At 67.0% G+C, this 18,146-nt stretch carries 15 protein-coding genes; all 15 read left to right on the top strand.

Translation table 11 applies throughout. The features are described 5' to 3' along the window. Positions 1–248 precede the first annotated feature (248 nt). Complete coding sequence (gene rpoB / locus EMA17_RS07700; RefSeq protein ID WP_126636173.1) at positions 249–3,728, top strand: DNA-directed RNA polymerase subunit beta; 3,480 nt, start codon at positions 249–251, stop codon at positions 3,726–3,728. Between the two features lie 136 nt (positions 3,729–3,864). Continuing rightward, entirely contained in the window at positions 3,865–7,740 is a 3,876-nt protein-coding gene (locus tag EMA17_RS07695; RefSeq protein WP_126636172.1) for a DNA-directed RNA polymerase subunit beta', read from the top strand. 145 nt (positions 7,741–7,885) lie between these two features. Continuing rightward, positions 7,886–8,419 carry a DUF4190 domain-containing protein gene (locus EMA17_RS55245; RefSeq protein ID WP_126636171.1) on the top strand — a complete coding sequence of 178 codons (534 nt, stop codon included), beginning with the start codon at positions 7,886–7,888 and terminating at the stop codon, positions 8,417–8,419. Between the two features lie 450 nt (positions 8,420–8,869). Next, the gene (gene rpsL, locus EMA17_RS07685) at positions 8,870–9,244 is read left to right on the top strand and encodes a 30S ribosomal protein S12 (RefSeq protein ID WP_020549242.1); all 375 of its coding nucleotides are present in this window, start codon (positions 8,870–8,872) and stop codon (positions 9,242–9,244) included. After that, positions 9,244–9,714: a 30S ribosomal protein S7 gene (gene rpsG / locus EMA17_RS07680; RefSeq protein WP_020549241.1), complete on the top strand. Its 471-nt coding sequence runs from the start codon at positions 9,244–9,246 to the stop codon at positions 9,712–9,714. Before rpsL ends, rpsG begins: the two co-directional genes overlap by 1 nt. A gap of 42 nt (positions 9,715–9,756) precedes the next feature. Beyond that, on the top strand, positions 9,757–11,886 hold the full coding sequence (fusA, locus tag EMA17_RS07675; RefSeq protein WP_078975733.1) for an elongation factor G: 2,130 nt from the start codon (positions 9,757–9,759) through the stop codon (positions 11,884–11,886). Between the two features lie 132 nt (positions 11,887–12,018). Beyond that, positions 12,019–13,212, top strand: coding sequence for an elongation factor Tu (gene tuf, locus EMA17_RS07670; RefSeq protein WP_020549239.1), 1,194 nt, complete (start codon positions 12,019–12,021; stop codon positions 13,210–13,212). 524 nt (positions 13,213–13,736) lie between these two features. Further along, positions 13,737–14,045, top strand: coding sequence for a 30S ribosomal protein S10 (gene rpsJ, locus EMA17_RS07665; protein ID WP_020549238.1), 309 nt, complete (start codon positions 13,737–13,739; stop codon positions 14,043–14,045). Positions 14,046–14,058: 13 nt separating this feature from the next. Beyond that, positions 14,059–14,703 (top strand): 50S ribosomal protein L3, encoded by a 645-nt coding sequence (rplC, locus tag EMA17_RS07660; protein ID WP_126636170.1) that lies wholly within the window; start codon positions 14,059–14,061, stop codon positions 14,701–14,703. 5 nt (positions 14,704–14,708) lie between these two features. Beyond that, positions 14,709–15,386 carry a 50S ribosomal protein L4 gene (gene rplD, locus EMA17_RS07655; protein WP_078975730.1) on the top strand — a complete coding sequence of 226 codons (678 nt, stop codon included), beginning with the start codon at positions 14,709–14,711 and terminating at the stop codon, positions 15,384–15,386. Further along, the gene (gene rplW, locus EMA17_RS07650) at positions 15,383–15,724 is read left to right on the top strand and encodes a 50S ribosomal protein L23 (RefSeq protein WP_020549235.1); all 342 of its coding nucleotides are present in this window, start codon (positions 15,383–15,385) and stop codon (positions 15,722–15,724) included. The genes rplD and rplW overlap by 4 nt, the downstream gene beginning before the upstream one ends. A 34-nt stretch (positions 15,725–15,758) precedes the next feature. Then, positions 15,759–16,595 (top strand): 50S ribosomal protein L2, encoded by an 837-nt coding sequence (gene rplB, locus EMA17_RS07645; RefSeq protein WP_020549234.1) that lies wholly within the window; start codon positions 15,759–15,761, stop codon positions 16,593–16,595. 11 nt (positions 16,596–16,606) lie between these two features. After that, positions 16,607–16,888, top strand: a complete 282-nt coding sequence (gene rpsS / locus EMA17_RS07640) for a 30S ribosomal protein S19 (RefSeq protein WP_020549233.1) — start codon at positions 16,607–16,609, stop codon at positions 16,886–16,888. Positions 16,889–16,931: 43 nt separating this feature from the next. Further along, a complete protein-coding gene (gene rplV / locus EMA17_RS07635; RefSeq protein ID WP_078979279.1) occupies positions 16,932–17,276 on the top strand; it encodes a 50S ribosomal protein L22 in 345 nt (114 codons plus the stop codon). Beyond that, entirely contained in the window at positions 17,276–18,145 is an 870-nt protein-coding gene (rpsC, locus tag EMA17_RS07630) for a 30S ribosomal protein S3 (RefSeq protein ID WP_126636169.1), read from the top strand. Before rplV ends, rpsC begins: the two co-directional genes overlap by 1 nt. Position 18,146 lies beyond the last annotated feature (1 nt).

Below are 18,146 nucleotides of genomic sequence, written 5' to 3'. Positions count from 1 at the left end.
GGCTGTCAGGGGGAAAGCAACCCCTTGACGAACGGATCGGGGCGCGCAATTCTTCGGACGCACCCCTGAAGCACGGTTGCCGGATGGTTCACGAATCCGGGTGGTGGACCGGCCCTTCATAGGGGCTGGACAGCGGTGTGCCTTGTGGCTACACTGACCCTTTGCGCTGCCTATTGACTTATCCCGGTGTATGAACCCGGGCCGTCCAGTATGCGCATAGTGAGTCCGAGCCCTCGGAAGGACCCCTCTTGGCCGCCTCGCGCACCGCCTCCGCTACCAACCCCGGCGCCGCCACTGCCCCGCTCCGCATCTCCTTCGCCAAGATCAGGGAACCCCTGGAGGTTCCGAACCTTCTCGCGTTGCAGACCGAGAGCTTCGACTGGCTGCTCGGCAACAGTGCGTGGAAGGCACGGGTCGAGGCCGCCCTCGCGGGCGGACAGGATGTGCCCACCAAGTCCGGCCTCGAAGAGATCTTCGAAGAGATCTCGCCGATCGAGGACTTCTCCGGTTCGATGTCCCTGACGTTCCGGGACCACCGGTTCGAGCCTCCGAAGAACTCCATCGAGGAGTGCAAGGAGCGCGACTTCACCTACTCGGCGCCGCTGTTCGTCACGGCCGAGTTCACCAACAACGAGACCGGCGAGATCAAGAGCCAGACGGTCTTCATGGGCGACTTCCCGCTCATGACCAACAAGGGCACCTTCATCATCAACGGCACCGAGCGTGTCGTGGTGTCCCAGCTGGTCCGCTCGCCGGGTGTCTACTTCGACAGCCAGGTCGACAAGACGTCCGACAAGGACATCTTCAGCGCGAAGGTGATCCCCTCGCGCGGCGCCTGGCTGGAGCTGGAGATCGACAAGCGCGACACCGTCGGTGTCCGCATCGACCGCAAGCGCAAGCAGAGCGTCACCGTGCTGCTCAAGGCGCTTGGCTGGACCGACTCCCAGATCCTCGAGGAGTTCGGCCAGTACGAGTCGATGCGCCAGACCCTGGAGAAGGACCACACCCAGGGCCAGGACGACGCGCTGCTCGACATCTACCGCAAGCTGCGTCCGGGGGAGCCGCCGACCCGCGAGGCCGCGCAGACCCTGCTCGAGAACCTCTACTTCAACCCGAAGCGCTACGACCTCGCCAAGGTCGGCCGCTACAAGGTGAACAAGAAGCTCGGGGTCGAGCAGGCGCTGGACGCCGGCGTCATGACCGTCGAAGACGTCATCGCGACCATCAAGTACCTGGTCAAGCTGCACGCCGGCGAAGAGGCCATGGAAGGCGCGTCGGGCCAGGAGATCGTGGTCGAGGTCGACGACATCGACCACTTCGGCAACCGTCGCCTGCGCAACGTCGGCGAGCTCATCCAGAACCAGGTCCGTACCGGCCTGGCCCGGATGGAGCGCGTCGTCCGCGAGCGCATGACCACCCAGGACGTCGAGGCGATCACGCCGCAGACGCTGATCAACATCCGGCCGGTCGTCGCCTCCATCAAGGAGTTCTTCGGCACCAGCCAGCTGTCGCAGTTCATGGACCAGACGAACCCGCTGTCGGGCCTGACCCACAAGCGTCGTCTGTCCGCGCTCGGCCCCGGTGGCCTCTCGCGCGAGCGGGCCGGCTTCGAGGTCCGCGACGTGCACCCGTCGCACTACGGCCGCATGTGCCCGATCGAGACCCCCGAAGGCCCGAACATCGGCCTGATCGGCTCGCTCGCCTCCTACGGCCGGGTCAACGCGTTCGGCTTCGTCGAGACGCCGTACCGCAAGGTCGTCGAGGGCCGGGTCACCGACGGCATCGACTACCTGACGGCCGACGAGGAGGACCGCTTCGTCATCGCCCAGGCCAACGCCCCGCTGAACGAGGACGACTCGTTCGCCGAGGCCCGTGTGCTCGTGCGTCGCCGCGGCGGCGAGATCGACTACATCCCCGGCGACGAAGTCGACTACATGGACGTCTCGCCGCGCCAGATGGTGTCGGTCGCGACCGCGATGATCCCGTTCCTCGAGCACGACGACGCGAACCGCGCGCTGATGGGCTCGAACATGATGCGCCAGGCGGTGCCGCTGCTGAAGGCGGAGTCGCCGCTGGTGGGCACCGGCATGGAGTACCGCGCCGCGGTCGACGCCGCCGACGTGATCACCGCCGAGAAGCCCGGCGTGGTGCAGGACGTCTCGGCCGACTACATCACCGTGATGAACGACGACGCGACGTACACCACGTACCGCGTGCAGAAGTTCATGCGCTCCAACCAGGGCACGTCCTTCAACCAGAAGGTCGTCGTCGACGAGGGCGCGCGGGTCGAGGCCGGCCAGGTGCTGGCCGACGGTCCGTGCACCGAAGAGGGCGAGATGGCCCTCGGCAAGAACCTCCTCGTGGCGTTCATGCCGTGGGAGGGCCACAACTACGAAGACGCGATCATCCTGTCGCAGCGTCTGGTGCAGGACGACGTCCTCTCCTCGATCCACATCGAGGAGCACGAGGTCGACGCCCGGGACACCAAGCTCGGCCCGGAGGAGATCACCCGGGACATCCCGAACGTCTCCGAGGAGGTCCTCGCCGACCTGGACGAGCGCGGCATCATCCGGATCGGCGCCGACGTCGTCCCCGGCGACATCCTGGTCGGCAAGGTCACGCCCAAGGGCGAGACCGAGCTGACCCCGGAGGAGCGCCTGCTCCGCGCGATCTTCGGCGAGAAGGCGCGCGAGGTGCGCGACACCTCGCTCAAGGTCCCGCACGGCGAGTCCGGCAAGGTCATCGGCGTGCGCGTGTTCGACCGCGAGGCCGGCGACGAGCTGCCGCCGGGCGTGAACCAGCTGGTCCGCGTCTACGTCGCGCAGAAGCGCAAGATCACCGACGGTGACAAGCTCGCCGGTCGCCACGGCAACAAGGGCGTCATCTCGAAGATCCTGCCGGTCGAGGACATGCCGTTCCTGGAGGACGGCACCCCGGTCGACATCATCCTCAACCCGCTCGGTGTCCCGTCCCGGATGAACCCGGGCCAGGTCCTGGAGACGCACCTCGGCTGGATCGCCAAGACCGGCTGGAGCGTCGAGGGCGACGACGAGGACTGGAAGGGTCGCCTCCGGGCGATCGCGGCCGACCAGGGTGCCCCCGGCACCAACGTCGCCACCCCGGTCTTCGACGGCGCGCGCGAGGAGGAGATCACCGGTCTCCTCGACTCGACCAACAAGACCCGTGACGGTGTCCGGCTGATCGACGGCACCGGCAAGGCGAAGATGTACGACGGCCGCTCCGGCGAGCCGTTCCCGCACCCGGTCTCGGTCGGCTACATGTACATCCTCAAGCTGCACCACCTGGTCGACGACAAGCTGCACGCCCGGTCGACCGGTCCCTACTCGATGATCACCCAGCAGCCGCTGGGTGGTAAGGCCCAGTTCGGTGGCCAGCGCTTCGGTGAGATGGAGGTGTGGGCGCTCGAGGCATACGGTGCCGCCTACGCCCTCCAGGAACTGCTGACCATCAAGTCCGACGACGTCCTCGGCCGCGTGAAGGTGTACGAGGCGATCGTCAAGGGCGAGAACATCCCGGAGCCGGGCATCCCCGAGTCCTTCAAGGTGCTCATCAAGGAGATGCAGTCGCTCTGCCTCAACGTGGAGGTCCTCTCCAGCGACGGTATGTCGATCGAGATGCGCGACACCGACGAGGACGTCTTCCGCGCTGCGGAGGAGCTTGGAATCGACCTGTCGCGGCGCGAGCCGAGCAGCGTCGAAGAGGTCTGAGGCTCCCTCCCGGGTCCGGCCGCGAGGCCGGACCCGGGATTTCGACCCCAGTCCTGATGAAGACACACACTGGTGGACACGGCAGCCCCCGTCGTGACCGCCGGGACCAAACCCCGAAAGAGGGATTGACGAAACAGTGCTCGACGTCAACTTCTTCGACGAGCTGCGTATCGGCCTCGCTACCGCAGACGACATCCGCCAGTGGTCGCACGGCGAGGTCAAGAAGCCCGAGACCATCAACTACCGCACCCTGAAGCCGGAAAAGGACGGGCTCTTCTGCGAGAAGATCTTCGGTCCGACCCGGGACTGGGAGTGCTACTGCGGCAAGTACAAGCGTGTCCGCTTCAAGGGCATCATCTGTGAGCGCTGCGGCGTCGAGGTCACTCGCGCCAAGGTGCGCCGTGAGCGCATGGGCCACATCGAGCTCGCCGCGCCGGTCACGCACATCTGGTACTTCAAGGGTGTGCCCAGCCGCCTGGGCTACCTGCTCGACCTCGCCCCGAAGGACCTGGAAAAGGTCATCTACTTCGCGGCGTACATGATCACGTACGTCGACGACGAGCGTCGCCAGCGCGACCTGCCGTCCCTCGACGCCAAGATCTCGGTCGAGCGTCAGCAGATCGAGCAGCGCCGTGACGCCAGCGTCGAGGAGCGGCAGAAGAAGCTCGAAGCCGACCTCGCCGAGTTGGAGGCCGAGGGCGCCAAGTCCGACGTGCGCCGCAAGGTGCGCGAAGGCGCCGAGCGCGAGATGAAGCAGCTGCGCGACCGCAACCAGCGCGAGCTGGACCGGCTCGACGACGTGTGGACCCGGTTCAAGAACCTCAAGGTCCAGGACCTCGAAGGCGACGAGATCCTGTTCCGCGAGATGCGGGACCGCTTCGGCACCTACTTCATGGGCGGCATGGGCGCGCAGGCGCTCCAGCGTCGGCTGGAGTCGTTCGACCTCGACGCCGAGGCCGAGAAGCTGCGCGAGATCATCCGCACCGGCAAGGGCCAGAAGAAGACCCGCGCGCTCAAGCGCCTCAAGGTCGTCTCCGCGTTCCAGCAGACCCGGAACAGCCCCAACGGCATGGTCCTGGACTGCGTCCCGGTGATCCCGCCGGACCTGCGTCCGATGGTGCAGCTGGACGGTGGCCGCTTCGCGACCTCCGACCTGAACGACCTGTACCGCCGCGTGATCAACCGCAACAACCGCCTGAAGCGCCTGCTCGACCTCGGTGCCCCCGAGATCATCGTGAACAACGAGAAGCGCATGCTCCAGGAGGCCGTCGACGCGCTGTTCGACAACGGCCGCCGCGGTCGTCCGGTGACGGGTCCGGGCAACCGGCCGCTCAAGTCGCTGTCCGACATGCTCAAGGGCAAGCAGGGTCGTTTCCGGCAGAACCTGCTCGGCAAGCGTGTGGACTACTCCGCGCGTTCGGTCATCGTCGTCGGTCCGCAGCTCAAGCTGCACCAGTGCGGTCTGCCGAAGGCCATGGCGCTCGAGCTGTTCAAGCCGTTCGTGATGAAGCGCCTGGTGGACCTCAACCACGCGCAGAACATCAAGTCGGCCAAGCGCATGGTCGAGCGCGCCCGCCCCGTGGTGTGGGACGTGCTCGAAGAGGTCATCGCCGAGCACCCGGTGCTGCTCAACCGCGCACCGACGCTGCACCGTCTGGGCATCCAGGCGTTCGAGCCGCAGCTCGTCGAGGGCAAGGCCATCCAGATTCACCCGCTCGTGTGCACCGCGTTCAACGCGGACTTCGACGGTGACCAGATGGCCGTGCACCTGCCGCTGTCCGCGGAGGCGCAGGCCGAGGCCCGCATCCTGATGTTGTCCAGCAACAACATCCTGAAGCCGGCCGACGGTCGCCCCGTCACCATGCCGACCCAGGACATGGTGCTCGGGCTGTTCTTCCTGACCTCCGAGCGGGAGAACACCAAGGGCGACGGGCGCGTCTTCGCGTCCACGGCCGAGGCGATCATGGCGTTCGACGCCCGTGAGCTCGACCTGCAGGCGAAGATCGAGCTGCGGCTGCCGGCGGGCACCGTCCCGTCGCGCGGCTGGGTCGCGCCCGAGGGCTGGGAGCCCGGTTCGCCGCTGCGCGTGCGCACCTCGCTCGGTCGCGCGCTGTTCAACGAGCTCCTGCCGGCGGACTACCCGTTCGTCGACGAGGAGATCGGCAAGAAGACGCTGTCGGTCATCGTGAACGACCTGGCGGAGCGGTACCCGAAGGTGGTCGTGGCGGCGACGCTCGACAACCTGAAGGAGGCCGGCTTCCACTGGGCCACCCGTTCCGGGGTCACCGTCTCGATCTCCGACGTCGTCGTCCCGCCGGCGAAGAAGGAGATCCTGGAGCGCTTCGAGGCCCAGGCCGAGAAGGTCCAGAAGCAGTACGAGCGCGGCCTGATCACCAAGGACGAGCGTCAGCAGGAGCAGATTCAGATCTGGACCAAGGCGACCAACGAGGTCGCCGAGGCGATGAACCTGAACTTCCCCAAGACGAACCCCATCTTCATGATGGTCGACTCGGGTGCTCGCGGAAACATGATGCAGATGCGGCAGATCGCGGGTATGCGCGGTCTGGTGTCGAACGCCAAGAACGAGACGATCCCCCGTCCCATCAAGGCGTCCTTCCGCGAGGGCCTGTCCGTGCTCGAGTACTTCATCTCGACGCACGGTGCCCGTAAGGGTCTGGCCGACACCGCGCTGCGTACCGCAGACTCGGGTTACCTGACCCGTCGTCTGGTGGACGTCTCGCAGGACGTCATCGTGCGCGAGGAGGACTGCGGCACCGACCGCGGTCTGGTGCTCTCGATCGCCACGCGTGGTGCCGACGGCGTGCTCCGTAAGGACGACGACGTCGAGACCAGCGTCTACGCCCGCAACCTGGCCGAGGACGTCGTCGTCGACGGCAAGGTGCTGGCCCCGGCCAACGCCGACCTCGGCGACGTGATCATCAACCACCTCGTCGCCGAAGGCGTCGAGTCGGTGAAGACGCGGTCGGTGCTGACCTGCGAGTCCAAGGTCGGCACCTGCGCGATGTGCTACGGCCGTTCGCTGGCCACCGGCAAGCTGGTGGACATCGGCGAGGCGGTCGGCATCATCGCCGCCCAGTCGATCGGTGAGCCCGGCACCCAGCTGACGATGCGTACCTTCCACACCGGTGGTGTGGCGGGTGACGACATCACCCAGGGTCTGCCCCGTGTCGTCGAGCTCTTCGAGGCGCGCACCCCCAAGGGTGTCGCCCCGATCAGCGAGGCGGCCGGTCGGGTCCGCATCGAGGACACCGAGAAGACCCGCAAGGTCGTCGTGGTGCCGGACGACGGTTCCGAGGAACTGGCGTACGCGGTCAGCAAGCGCTCGCGCCTGCTGGTCGAGGAGGGCGACCACGTCGACGTCGGCCAGAAGATGCTCGTCGGCGCGGTCAACCCGCACGACGTGCTGCGCATCCTCGGTCAGCGCGCGGTGCAGATCCACCTCGTGGCGGAGGTCCAGCAGGTCTACCGCTCGCAGGGTGTGTCGATCCACGACAAGCACATCGAGATCATCATCAGGCAGATGCTCCGCCGCGTGACGATCATCGAGTCGGGCGACGCCGAGCTGCTTCCGGGCGAGCTGGTCGAGCGCGGTCGCTTCGAGACCGAGAACCGTCGGGTCATGTCCGAGAGCGGGCACCCGGCCTCGGGTCGTCCGCAGCTCATGGGCATCACCAAGGCGTCGCTGGCCACCGAGTCGTGGCTGTCGGCGGCCTCCTTCCAGGAGACCACCCGGGTGCTCACCGACGCGGCGATCCACGCCAAGTCGGACCCGCTCCTCGGCCTGAAGGAGAACGTGATCCTGGGCAAGCTCATCCCGGCCGGTACGGGCATGCCCCGCTACCGCAACATCCGGGTCGAGCCGACCGAGGAGGCCAAGGCCGCCATGTACTCGATGTCCGGGTACGACGAGGCCGACTACTCCGCGTTCGGTTCCGGCTCCGGCCAGGCCGTCCCGCTGGAGGAGTACGACTTCGGCGGCTACCAGGGCTGATCCGTCCCGGTACCGGACAGGGCCGCCATCCTTCGGGGTGGCGGCCCTGCCGCATGTCCGGACCCGGGTGTGCGAAGGACTCTCCACGGGGGCTCCCGGGGTGCGACGATGCTCTCAACGCTCCGTCGCATCCCGGGAGAACCCCATGAGCACCCCCGGCGGGCCCGGCCCGTACGGCTCCTCCGGCGACCGCCCCGCCGGCGACCCGCGGGACGCCTACGACGCCCAGGGCGAGCAGGCGTACGGCTACGGGTACGCGCCGTACGGGCCGCCCTACGGCCAGGCGCCGTACGGACCGTCCTACGGGCAGCCCTACGATCCGCAGGCTCCGTACGGCCCGCAGCCCTATGCCCACGGCTACCACCAGTACCCCGGCTACGGCGGCCATCTGCCCCAGCCCGGCACCAACGGCCTGGCCATCGCGTCGATGATCCTGGGCATCGTCTGGATCTACTGGCTCGGCAGCCTGCTCGCGGTGATCTTCGGGCACATAGCCCTGGCCCAGACCGCCCGCACCGGCCAGGAGGGCCGCGGCATGGCGATCGCCGGCGTGGTGCTCGGCTGGATCGGGATGGCGGTGCTCGCGCTGGTCGTCGTGGTGCTCGTCGTGGATTCCGGGCACGGGCACGGGTATTCGGACTACCTCGGCCTGCTCGTCGGAGGGTGCGGCGTGCGCTGACCCGACGCCCGGCCCGCCCGGGGGAGCGGCCCCGTGCGCTCGTTCGCCTCTTGCCGCGATGCCGGGTACGGTGGGGCCCGGAGAGTGACATATCGGCCCGAGCGAATCGGTGCTCCACCAGCGTGAGAGCACCGGATTCCGTGTCGTGGCGGGGGTCTTTCTTTTCGCTTTGACCTCTGCTGCTGTGGTAGGTAGTCTCTCTCCTTGTGCCTGGGGTGTCCCCGGGCTCTTGTGCCTGCGCTCACCGCAATCCCCTCGGGATGCGTGCGTGAGAGGGCGCGGGAGACCGACCCGCAGCCTCCTGAGCAAGCACACTCCCAAGACCGGGCGACACGCCCGACCGCGGGGGTCGGGCTTGCCGGTGGTTCCGGCGTCGACCGGGATGCAGGCCGATTCAGACATTGCAGTCGCTTCAAAAAGACCGCTCGGCACGAAGAAGACGGAGACGCGGTGCCCACGATCCAGCAGCTGGTCCGAAAGGGCCGCCAGGACAAGGTCGACAAGGCCAAGACTCCGGCGCTCAAGGGGAGCCCGCAGCGTCGCGGCGTGTGCACCCGTGTTTACACGACGACGCCGAAGAAGCCGAACTCTGCGCTTCGCAAGGTCGCGCGTGTGCGCCTCACGAGTGGCATCGAGGTGACGGCCTACATTCCCGGCGAGGGTCACAACCTCCAGGAGCACTCCATCGTGCTCGTTCGCGGTGGTCGTGTGAAGGACCTCCCCGGTGTCCGCTACAAGATCATCCGTGGTTCGCTCGACACCCAGGGTGTCAAGAACCGCAAGCAGGCGCGCAGCCGCTACGGCGCGAAGAAGGAGAAGAGCTAATGCCGCGTAAGGGCCCTGCCCCCAAGCGACCGGTCATCATCGACCCGGTTTACAACTCGCCGCTGGTCACCTCGCTGGTGAACAAGGTCCTGATGAGCGGCAAGCGCTCCGTCGCCGAGAAGATCGTCTATGGCGCGCTCGAAGGCTGCCGCGAGAAGACCGGTACCGACCCGGTCATCACGCTCAAGCGCGCGCTCGAGAACGTGAAGCCGACCCTCGAGGTCCGCAGCCGCCGTGTCGGTGGCGCGACCTACCAGGTGCCGGTCGAGGTCCGTCCGGGCCGCTCCACGACCCTCGCTCTCCGCTGGCTCGTCGGCTACTCCCGCGCCCGTCGCGAGAAGACGATGACCGAGCGTCTGATGAACGAGCTGCTGGACGCGAGCAACGGTCTGGGTGCCGCGGTCAAGCGCCGCGAGGACACCCACAAGATGGCCGAGTCCAACAAGGCCTTCGCGCACTACCGCTGGTAGTTCCACCCGCAACGACGAGAAGCCGAGAGAAGACAAGCCACGATGGCTACCACTGCTCTTGATCTGGCCAAGGTCCGAAACATCGGCATCATGGCCCACATCGACGCGGGCAAGACCACCACCACCGAGCGGATCCTGTTCTACACCGGGGTCAACTACAAGATCGGTGAGGTTCATGAGGGCGCTGCCACCATGGACTGGATGGAACAGGAGCAGGAGCGCGGCATCACCATCACGTCCGCCGCGACGACCTGTCACTGGACGCTCGACGACGTCGATCACACGATCAACATCATCGACACCCCGGGCCACGTCGACTTCACCGTCGAGGTGGAGCGTTCGCTGCGCGTGCTCGACGGCGCCGTCACCGTCTTCGACGGTGTGGCCGGCGTGGAGCCGCAGTCCGAGACCGTTTGGCGTCAGGCCGACCGGTACGGCGTGCCGCGCATCTGCTTCGTGAACAAGCTCGACCGCACCGGCGCCGAGTTCCACCGCTGCGTCGACATGATCGACGCGCGCCTGGGCGCGGTTCCGCTGGTCATGCAGCTGCCGATCGGCACCGAGATGGACTTCCAGGGCGTTGTCGACCTGGTCGCCATGAAGGCGCTGGTCTGGTCCGCCGAGGCGGCCAAGGGCGAGATGTACGACGTCGTCGACATCCCGGCCACGCACGTCGAGGCGGCCGCCGAGTACCGCGGCAAGCTGCTCGAGACGATCGCCGAATACGACGACCAGATGATGGAGCTGTACCTGGAGGGCCAGGAGCCCGACACGGAGCAGCTGATCGCCGCGATCCGTCGCGCGACCATCGCCTCGACCAAGGGTGAGAACAAGGGCAAGCCCACGTTCACCCCCGTGTTCTGCGGTACCGCGTTCAAGAACAAGGGCGTCCAGCCCCTGCTCGACGCGGTCGTGCGCTACCTGCCTTCGCCGCTCGACATCGAGGGTATCCAGGGCCACGCGGTCAACAACGAAGAGGAAGTCATCGTTCGCCAGCCGAGCGACGACGAGCCCTTCGCGGGCCTCGCGTTCAAGATCATGCGTGACCCGCACCTCGGCAAGCTCACCTTCGTCCGGGTCTACTCGGGTGTCCTGGAAGCCGGCAGCTCCGTGCTGAACTCGGTGAAGGGCAAGAAGGAGCGCATCGGCAAGATCTACCGGATGCACGCGAACAAGCGTGAGGAGATCCCGTCGGTCGGCGCGGGCGACATCATCGCGGTGATGGGTCTGAAGGACACCACCACCGGCGAGACGCTCTGCGACCCGTCGAACGCGGTGATCCTGGAGTCGATGACGTTCCCGGCCCCGGTCATCGAGGTCGCGATCGAGCCGAAGTCCAAGGGTGACCAGGAGAAGCTGGGTGTCGCCATCCAGTCCCTCGCCGCCGAGGACCCCTCCTTCCAGGTGCACACCGAGGAGGAGACCGGCCAGACCATCATCGGTGGCATGGGCGAGCTGCACCTCGAAGTGCTCGTCGACCGGATGAAGCGCGAGTTCCGCGTGGAGGCCAACGTCGGCAAGCCGCAGGTGGCCTACCGCGAGACGATCCGCAAGGTCGTCGAGCGCGTGGACTACACGCACAAGAAGCAGACCGGTGGTACCGGTCAGTTCGCCAAGGTGCAGATCGCGCTCGAGCCGCTCGAGGGCGACGCGTACGAGTTCGTCAACAAGGTCACCGGTGGCCGCATCCCGAGGGAGTACATCCCCTCGGTCGACGCGGGCGCGCAGGAGGCCATGCAGTACGGCGTGCTCGCGGGCTACCCGATGGTCGGCGTGCGTCTGACGCTGATCGACGGTGGCTACCACGAGGTCGACTCGTCCGAACTCGCCTTCAAGATCGCCGGTTCGCAGGCGTTCAAGGAAGCGGCTCGGCAGGCGTCGCCGGCTCTTCTCGAGCCGATGATGGCCGTCGAGGTCACCACGCCCGAGGACTACATGGGCGATGTGATCGGCGACCTCAACTCGCGTCGCGGCCAGATCCAGGCCATGGACGAGCGCTTCGGTGCGCGTGTCGTCAAGGCTCTGGTCCCGCTGTCGGAGATGTTCGGCTATGTCGGCGACCTCCGCAGCAAGACCTCGGGTCGCGCGAGCTACTCCATGCAGTTCGACTCCTACGCCGAGGTTCCGAGGAACGTCGCCGAGGAGATCATCGCCAAGTCGCGCGGCGAGTAATCACCGCAGGCGCGGCACCAGCGATACCTGGGGGACCCGGGGTCCGTAGACGGACTCCGGGACCTCCGCCCCGGCTCACCCCCGATACCCGACGTCGTACGGCGTAAAGAACCAGTCCACAGGAGGACCCCAGTGGCGAAGGCTAAGTTCGAGCGGACTAAGCCGCACGTCAACATCGGCACCATTGGTCACATCGACCACGGTAAGACGACGCTGACCGCGGCGATTACCAAGGTGCTGCACGACGCGTACCCGGACCTGAACCCCTTCACGCCGTTCGACCAGATCGACAAGGCGCCGGAGGAGCGGCAGCGCGGTATCACCATCTCGATCGCGCACGTCGAGTACCAGACGGAGAACCGTCACTACGCGCACGTCGACTGCCCCGGGCACGCCGACTACATCAAGAACATGATCACCGGTGCCGCGCAGATGGACGGCGCGATCCTCGTGGTCGCCGCCACCGACGGCCCGATGCCGCAGACCAAGGAGCACGTGCTCCTGGCCCGCCAGGTCGGCGTTCCGTACATCGTGGTCGCGCTGAACAAGGCCGACATGGTGGACGACGAGGAGATCCTGGAGCTCGTCGAGCTCGAGGTGCGCGAGCTCCTCTCCGAGTACGAGTTCCCGGGCGACGACCTGCCGGTCGTGCGCGTCTCGGCGCTCAAGGCGCTCGAGGGCGACAAGGAGTGGGGCAGCAAGCTCCTCGACCTGATGGCCGCCGTCGACGAGGCGATCCCGACCCCGCCGCGTGACACCGACAAGCCGTTCCTCATGCCCGTCGAGGACGTCTTCACGATCACCGGTCGTGGCACGGTCGTCACCGGCCGCATCGAGCGTGGCATCGTCAAGGTCAACGAGACTGTCGACATCGTCGGCATCAAGGAGACCAAGACCACCACCACGGTCACCGGCATCGAGATGTTCCGCAAGCTGCTCGACGAGGGCCAGGCGGGCGAGAACGTCGGTCTGCTCCTCCGCGGCATCAAGCGCGAGGACGTCGAGCGCGGCCAGGTCATCATCAAGCCGGGTTCGGTCACGCCGCACACCGACTTCGAGGCCCAGGTCTACATCCTGTCGAAGGACGAGGGTGGCCGTCACACCCCCTTCTTCAACAACTACCGGCCGCAGTTCTACTTCCGTACGACGGACGTGACCGGCGTGGTGACCCTCCCCGAGGGCACCGAGATGGTCATGCCGGGTGACAACACCGGCATGGACGTCGCGCTGATCCAGCCGATCGCCATGGAAGAGGGCCTGCGTTTCGCCATCCGCGAGGGTGGCCGCACCGTGGGCGCCGGCCAGGTCGTCAAGATCAAGAAGTGATGAAATCCCGCCCGCCGGTCCACCTGGGTCGGCGGGCGGGGCTTTGTCCGGATCGATTCCACCCCCTAGGTGGGACCGGACGTCCATTGCTCGGGGGCTCTCTCCAACTCGGGGAAGCCGCTCGATTGGCCAAGCCCGCCATCGGTGGGGCATACTAGCCAAGTTGCTCGGATGGACAACGGGCTGCGCCGTGCCTGTCGCGAAGACGGTACGTGGCGCGGCCCCCGTTGGCTCCGAACAATCGGTGGACTTCTGTCCTGCCACCCATGCAGCCGGCGTCGTCGCTTAGTGACCTCGTGCCGTCCTTTCGCTTGCCGCAGCGAAGGTGACGCCGAGCGTACGTTGCCCAGGCCCCCAGGCCGCCCGTAAGGGTTTCCAAGGGGCGCTTGTGAGCAACAAGGCGACACGCCCGACCGCGGGGGTCGGCGGGGAAGGGAAACCCCGAGGGGTTTTCAGCCCAAGTCTTCTCCCCGTGTCAGCGGGGGTGATCCGCAGCGGTACGAGAGAAGGAATTCGAAGCAGCCATGGCGGGACAGAAGATCCGCATCAGGCTCAAGGCCTACGACCACGAGGTCATCGACAGTTCGGCGAAGAAGATCGTCGAGACGGTGACGCGTACTGGTGCGCAGGTTGCGGGACCGGTGCCGCTGCCGACCGAGAAGAACGTGTACTGCGTCATCCGCTCGCCGCACAAGTACAAGGACTCGCGCGAGCACTTCGAGATGCGCACTCACAAGCGGCTCATCGACATCCTCGACCCCACGCCGAAGACGGTCGACTCGCTCATGCGTCTCGACCTGCCGGCCGGCGTCGACATCGAGATCAAGCTCTGAGGACGCACCGACGATGACGAAGCAGATGAAGGGCATCCTGGGCAAGAAGCTCGGCATGACCCAGGTCTGGGACGAGAACAACCGCGTCGTTCCAGTGACTGTGGTCGAGGCCGGGCCCTGCGTCGTGACCCAGGTTCGCACCGCCGAGGTCGACGGCTACTCCGCCGTCCAGATCGCGTTCGGCGCGATCGACCCGCGCAAGGTGAACAAGCCGCTCGCCGGCCACTTCGCCAAGGCCAACGTGACCCCGCGTCGCCACCTGGTCGAGCTCCGCACCTCCGACGCCGGCGACTACGCGCCGGCCCAGGAGATCACCGTCGAGGTGTTCGAGGCCGGCCAGAAGGTCGACGTCATGGGCACCTCGAAGGGCAAGGGCACGGCCGGTGTCATGAAGCGACACGGCTTCAAGGGTCTCGGCAGCTCGCACGGTACGCAGCGCAAGCACCGCTCGCCCGGCTCGATCGGTGGCTGCGCCACCCCGGGTCGTGTGTTCAAGGGTGTGCGCATGGCGGGCCGCATGGGCAACGAGCGCGTCTCCACCCAGAACCTGACCGTTCACGCCGTGGACGCGGAGAAGGGCCTGCTCCTGATCAAGGGTGCGGTCCCCGGTCCGAACGGCGGCCTGGTTCTGGTGCGCACTGCGGCGAAGGGTGTGTGAATCTCATGACCAGCATTGACGTTCTTTCGCCCGCCGGCGACAAGTCCGGGACGATCGAGCTCCCCGCGGGGATCTTCGACGTCCAGGTGAGCATCCCGACGATCCACCAGGTCGTCGTGGCGCAGCTCGCCGCCGCCCGTCAGGGCACGCACAAGACCAAGACTCGTGGCGAGGTCCGCGGCGGTGGGCGCAAGCCGTACCGCCAGAAGGGCACCGGTCGCGCCCGTCAGGGCTCGACCCGCGCGCCGCAGTTCGCCGGTGGTGGCGTCGTGCACGGTCCCGTGCCGCGCGACTACGAGCAGCGGACCCCGAAGAAGATGAAGGCCTCCGCCCTGCGCGGCGCCCTCTCGGACCGGGCTCGGCACGAGCGCATCCACTGCGTCTCCGCGCTGGTCGAGGGCGAGACGCCTTCGGTCAAGGCCGCGAAGACCCTCCTCGGCAAGATCAGCGAGCGCAAGAACCTGCTCCTGGTCGTCGAGAAGTCCGACACCGCCGCCTGGCTGAGCGCTCGCAACCTCCCGCAGGTGCACGTGCTCGAGGTCGGGCAGCTGAACACCTACGACGTGCTCGTCTCCGACGACGTGGTCTTCACGAAGGCCGCTCTGGAGCGCTTCATCGCCGGACCGGCGAAGGCCGCCTCGGCGGTCGCGGGCTCCGACGAGCTCGAAGGGAGCATCGCGTGAGCACCGACACCGTCGAGAGCACGACGAAGGTCACCAGCAAGACCTACACCGACCCGCGCGACGTGCTGCTGAAGCCGGTGATCTCGGAGAAGAGCTACGGGCTCATCGACGAGAACAAGTACACGTTCATCGTGCACCCCGACGCCAACAAGACCCAGATCAAGCAGGCCGTCATCGCGGTCTTCGGGGTCAAGGTCGAGAGCGTCAACACGATCAACCGCGTCGGTAAGCGCAAGCGCACCAAGACCGGTTTCGGCAAGCGCAAGGACACGAAGCGCGCGATCGTCACCCTTGCAGAGGGCGAGCGGATCGACATCTTCGGTGGACCCGTCGGCTGACGGCCGCTGATACGGACGAGGACTAAGAGAAGCCATGGGCATCCGCAAGTACAAGCCGACGACGCCGGGCCGTCGTGGCGCCAGCGTCGCCGACTTCGTCGAGATCACGCGGTCCGAGCCGGAGAAGTCGCTGGTCCGCCCTCTGCACAGCAAGGGTGGTCGTAACAACCACGGTCGCGTGACCGCTCGCCACCAGGGTGGCGGACACAAGCGCGCGTACCGACTGATCGACTTCCGGCGCAACGACAAGGACGGCGTTCCGGCCAAGGTCGCGCACATCGAGTACGACCCGAACCGCACCGCGCGCATCGCTCTCCTGCACTACGCGGACGGCGAGAAGCGCTACATCCTGTGCCCGAACAAGCTGAAGCAGGGCGACCGGATCGAGAACGGTCCGGGCGCCGACATCAAGCCGGGCAACAACATGCCGCTCCGGAACATCCCGGTCGGTACGGTCATCCACGCCATCGAGCTCCGGCCCGGTGGCGGCGCGAAGATCGCCCGTTCCGCGGGTGTCAGCGTGCAGCTGCTGGCGAAGGAGGGCGCCCACGCGACCCTCCGCATGCCCTCGGGCGAGATTCGCCTGGTGGACGTGCGCTGCCGGGCGACGGTCGGCGAGATCGGCAATGCCGAGCAGTCGAACATCAACTGGGGCAAGGCCGGTCGCATGCGCTGGAAGGGCAAGCGCCCGACCGTCCGCGGTGTGGCGATGAACCCCATCGACCACCCGCACGGTGGTGGTGAGGGCAAGACCTCCGGTGGTCGCCACCCGGTGAGCCCCTGGGGCAAGCCCGAGGGTCGTACTCGTCGGCCGAAGAAGGCCAGCGACAAGCTCATCATCCGCCGCCGCAAGACGAACAAGAAGCGCTAGGAGCAGTCTCGATGCCGCGCAGTCTGAAGAAGGGACCCTTCGTCGACGGCCACCTCATCAAGAAGGTGGACGTACAGAACGACAAGGGAACCAAGAACGTCATCAAGACCTGGTCCCGCCGCTCGATGATCGTCCCGGCGATGTTGGGCCACACGATCGCGGTGCACGACGGCCGCAAGCACGTCCCGGTGTTCGTGACCGAGTCGATGGTCGGCCACAAGCTCGGCGAGTTCGCGCCGACTCGGACCTTCCGCGGTCACGAGAAGGACGACCGGAAGTCGCGTCGTCGCTGACGCGGCGAATCGCATGGATATCGAGATGAGCAAGGGGACGTCGATGGAAGCCAGGGCTCAGGCGCGGTACATCCGCGTCACGCCCATGAAGGCCCGCCGTGTGGTGGACCTCATCCGTGGCATGAACGCCGCGGAGGCCCAGGCGGTCCTGCGATTCGCCCCGCAGGCCGCGAGTGAGCCGGTCGGCAAGGTGCTGGACAGCGCCATTGCCAACGCCGGTCACAACCACAACCTGGACACGAACAACCTGTACGTGTCCTCCGCCTACGTGGACGAGGGTCCGACCCTCAAGCGTTTCCGTCCGCGGGCACAGGGCCGGGCGTACCGCATCCGCAAGCGCACCAGCCACATCACCGTGGTTGTCGCCGAGAAGGAGAGGACCCGCTAGTGGGCCAGAAGGTTAACCCGCACGGGTTCCGTCTCGGCATCACCACGGACTTCAAGTCCCGGTGGTACGCCGACAAGCTGTACAAGGACTACGTCGGCGAGGACGTCAAGATTCGTCAGATGATGACGAAGGGCATGGAGCGCGCCGGGATCTCGAAGGTCGAGATCGAGCGCACCCGTGAGCGCGTCCGCGTCGACATCCACACCGCCCGGCCGGGCATCGTCATCGGCCGTCGTGGTGCGGAGGCCGACCGCATCCGCGGTGAGCTGGAGAAGCTCACCGGCAAGCAGGTCCAGCTGAACATCCTCGAGGTCAAGAACCCCGAGGTGGACGCCCAGCTGGTCGCGCAGGGTGTGGCCGAGCAGCTTTCGAGCCGCGTGTCCTTCCGCCGCGCGATGCGCAAGGCGATGCAGAGCTCCATGAAGGCCGGGGCCAAGGGCATCAAGATCCAGTGCGGTGGTCGTCTGGGTGGGGCCGAGATGTCCCGCTCGGAGTTCTACCGCGAGGGTCGGGTGCCGCTGCACACGCTGCGCGCCAACGTCGACTACGGCTTCTTCGAGGCCCGTACGACGTTCGGTCGCATCGGTGTGAAGGTGTGGATCTACAAGGGCGACGTGAAGAACATCGCCGAGGTCCGCGCCGAGAACGCCGCGGCGCGTGCCAGCAACCGTCCCGCCCGTGGTGGCGCTCCCGAGCGTCCCCGCCGCGGCGAGGGTGGCGGCGGTCGTGGTGGCGAGCGCGGTGGCCGTGGTGGCCGCGGCGGACGTCCGCAGCAGAACGACGCGCAGGCCACCGGTTCTTCGGACACCGGTTCCGCGCCGGCGGCCGAGGCTGTGAACTCGGCGCCCGAATCCGGATCGGAGGCCTGAC

It is taken from the genome of Embleya hyalina (assembly GCF_003967355.1).
Classification (GTDB): Bacteria; Actinomycetota; Actinomycetes; order Streptomycetales; family Streptomycetaceae; genus Embleya; species Embleya hyalina.
The sequence above is the reverse complement of the archived record's forward strand: the minus strand, read 5'-3'. Positions and strand labels throughout refer to the sequence as shown.

Bases quoted from the DNA above. Each gene is read 5' to 3' on its own strand.
- EMA17_RS55245 (WP_126636171.1), top strand. From the start codon at position 7,886: ATGAGCACCCCCGGCGGGCCCGGCCCGTACGGCTCCTCCGGCGACCGC.
- rpsG (WP_020549241.1), top strand. From the start codon at position 9,244: ATGCCGCGTAAGGGCCCTGCCCCCAAGCGACCGGTCATCATCGACCCG.
- fusA (WP_078975733.1), top strand. From the start codon at position 9,757: ATGGCTACCACTGCTCTTGATCTGGCCAAGGTCCGAAACATCGGCATC.
- rpsJ (WP_020549238.1), top strand. From the start codon at position 13,737: ATGGCGGGACAGAAGATCCGCATCAGGCTCAAGGCCTACGACCACGAG.
- rplC (WP_126636170.1), top strand. From the start codon at position 14,059: ATGACGAAGCAGATGAAGGGCATCCTGGGCAAGAAGCTCGGCATGACC.
- rplD (WP_078975730.1), top strand. From the start codon at position 14,709: ATGACCAGCATTGACGTTCTTTCGCCCGCCGGCGACAAGTCCGGGACG.
- rplB (WP_020549234.1), top strand. From the start codon at position 15,759: ATGGGCATCCGCAAGTACAAGCCGACGACGCCGGGCCGTCGTGGCGCC.
- rpsS (WP_020549233.1), top strand. From the start codon at position 16,607: ATGCCGCGCAGTCTGAAGAAGGGACCCTTCGTCGACGGCCACCTCATC.
- rplV (WP_078979279.1), top strand. From the start codon at position 16,932: ATGGAAGCCAGGGCTCAGGCGCGGTACATCCGCGTCACGCCCATGAAG.